General features: G+C 57.9%; 2 protein-coding genes. Both read right to left on the reverse strand.

Going from position 1 to position 2,668, the window contains the following annotated elements:
- Positions 1 to 6: 6 nt before the first annotated feature.
- Positions 7 to 1,827, reverse strand: coding sequence for a translational GTPase TypA (typA, locus tag AC3WMV_RS28260; protein WP_007961739.1), 1,821 nt, complete (start codon positions 1,825 to 1,827; stop codon positions 7 to 9).
- Positions 1,828 to 1,966: 139 nt separating this feature from the next.
- Positions 1,967 to 2,668: thiazole biosynthesis protein (thiI, locus tag AC3WMV_RS28265; protein WP_492561407.1), on the reverse strand; the 702-nt coding region annotated here is incomplete at its 5' end.

Below are 2,668 nucleotides of genomic sequence, written 5' to 3' on the forward strand. Positions count from 1 at the left end.
TAAATCTTATGCCTTGGCTTTCTTGGCCGCGCGGGTACGCTCGCTTTCGTCCAGGATCTTCTTGCGAAGACGGATGGACTTAGGCGTGACTTCGCACAGCTCGTCTTCCTGGATGTATTCCAGAGCCTGTTCCAGAGTGAAGCGAACAGGTGGTACCAGAGCGATGGTTTCGTCTTTACCCGAAGCACGCATGTTGTCGAGCTTCTTGCCTTTGGTTGGGTTCACACCCAGGTCGTTGTCGCGGCTGTTCTGACCAACGATCTGACCGTTGTAGATCTCCTGGCCGTGTTCTACGAACAGCTTGCCACGAGCCTGCAGGGTTTCCAGCGAGTAGGTCAGTGCCTTGCCGGTTTCAACCGAAACCAGAACGCCGTTCTGACGGCCGGACATGTGGCCCGACTTCACTGGAGCGTAACGATCGAAGATCGAGGTCAGGATGCCCGCACCGTTGGTCAGGGTCAGGAACTGGTTACGGAAACCGATCAGACCGCGAGCAGGGATGTTGTATTCCAGACGAACACGGCCCTTGCCATCCGGCACCATGTTGCTCAGGTCGCCTTTACGCAGACCCATCTCTTCCATGACCTTGCCCTGCGATTCTTCAGGGATGTCGATGGTGACGTTTTCGAACGGTTCCTGCTTCACGCCGTCAACTTCACGGATGATCACTTCAGGACGGCCCAGGGCCAGCTCGAAGCCTTCGCGACGCATGGTTTCGATCAGTACCGAGAGGTGCAGCTCACCACGGCCGGAAACCTTGAACTTGTCAGCCGAGTCGCCTTCTTCAACGCGCAGTGCAACGTTGTACAGCAGCTCTTTGTCCAGACGATCCTTGATGTTACGGGAGGTCACGAACTTGCCTTCTTTACCGCAGAATGGCGAATCGTTTACCTGGAAGGTCATGGAAACGGTTGGCTCGTCAACGGTCAGCGGCTTCATCGCCTCGACGGTGTTGATGTCGCACAGGGTGTCGGAGATGAACAGCTCGTCGAAGCCGCTGATGCAGACGATGTCGCCGGCCGCTGCTTCTTCAACGTCAATGCGGTGCAGCCCGTGGTGACCCATCAGCTTCAGGATACGACCGTTGCGGCGCTTGCCGTCGGCGCTGATCGCGACAACCGGGGTGTTCGGCTTGACGCGACCACGAGCGATACGGCCAACACCGATAACACCCAGGAAGCTGTTGTAGTCCAGAGCGGAGATCTGCATCTGGAACGGACCGTCACGGTCAACGGCCGGAGGCGGAACGTGGTCGACAACTGCCTGGTACAGCGCAGTCATGTCTTCGCCCATGGCGGTGTGATCCAGACCGGCGATACCGTTCAGGGCCGAAGCGTAAACAACCTGGAAGTCCAGTTGTTCTTCGGTAGCACCGAGGTTGTCGAACAGGTCGAAGATCTGGTCCAGAACCCAGTCCGGACGCGCGCCTGGACGGTCAACCTTGTTGATGACCACGATTGGACGCAGGCCGGCTTCGAACGCCTTCTTGGTCACGAAACGGGTTTGCGGCATAGGGCCGTCTTGAGCGTCAACCAGCAGCAGAACGGAGTCAACCATCGACATTACGCGTTCTACTTCGCCGCCGAAGTCGGCGTGGCCCGGGGTGTCCACGATGTTGATGTGGTAGCCGTTCCAGTTGATGGCGGTGTTTTTCGCCAGAATGGTAATACCGCGCTCTTTTTCCTGGTCGTTGGAGTCCATCACGCGCTCGTCGTTGAGCTCGTTGCGCTCCAGAGTGCCGGATTGACGCAGGAGTTTGTCTACCAGGGTGGTCTTACCATGGTCAACGTGGGCAATGATGGCGATGTTACGTAGATTTTCGATCACTTGTGTATCTCGATCAGAGGATTCGGTTTGCTGACAAGTCTTGGCAGCGATTAACAGTAGTGTCCGGCATGGCCGTTACAGCTTGACGGCGGTGTCGGGGGGCCGGTGACGCAGGCCACAGGCAAACAGCCCCGGGCACTTAGCTCGGTCGATAAACGCGCACATTGGCATGCCCCTCACTGAGCAAATGGTGAGCATGCAGGCGACTCATCACGCCTTTGTCGCAATACAGCAGGTACTGGCGAGTCGGATCCAGCTCCTTGAAACGAGCGTTCACTGCGTAGAACGGCATCGTCTGTACTTCTATGCCGGCGAGTTCCAGCGGGTCATCCTCGGCCGCATCCGGGTGACGGATGTCGATGACGATCTGACCGGCCAGCGCTTCGCCGACTTCTTCGATCTGCAAATCCTGGCCCAATTCGTCGATCACTCGGTCGATCGGCACCAGCTTGGCGTTTTCGAGCGCACGCTCGAGAACCGCCATGTCGAATTCTTTCTCTTCGTGCTCAACACGGTGGCGCTTGGCGGCGGTCTTCGGATTGACCGAGATGACTCCGCAGTACTCCGGCATGTGCCGGGCGAAATCGGCGGTGCCGATCTCGTTGGCCGTGTCGATGATGTCCTGCTTGTGCGCAACGATCAGTGGGCGCAGGACCAGTTTGTCGGTCACGCAGTCGATCACCGACAGGTTCGGCAGCGTCTGGCTCGATACCTGGGAGATCGCTTCGCCGGTGACCAGCGCGTCGATGTGCAGCCGGTCGGCGATGGCCGACGATGCGCGCAACATCATACGCTTCAATACGACGCCCATATGACTGTTATCGACTTTGCCGAGAATTTC

Source organism: Pseudomonas sp. FW305-3-2-15-E-TSA4 (assembly GCF_058787295.1).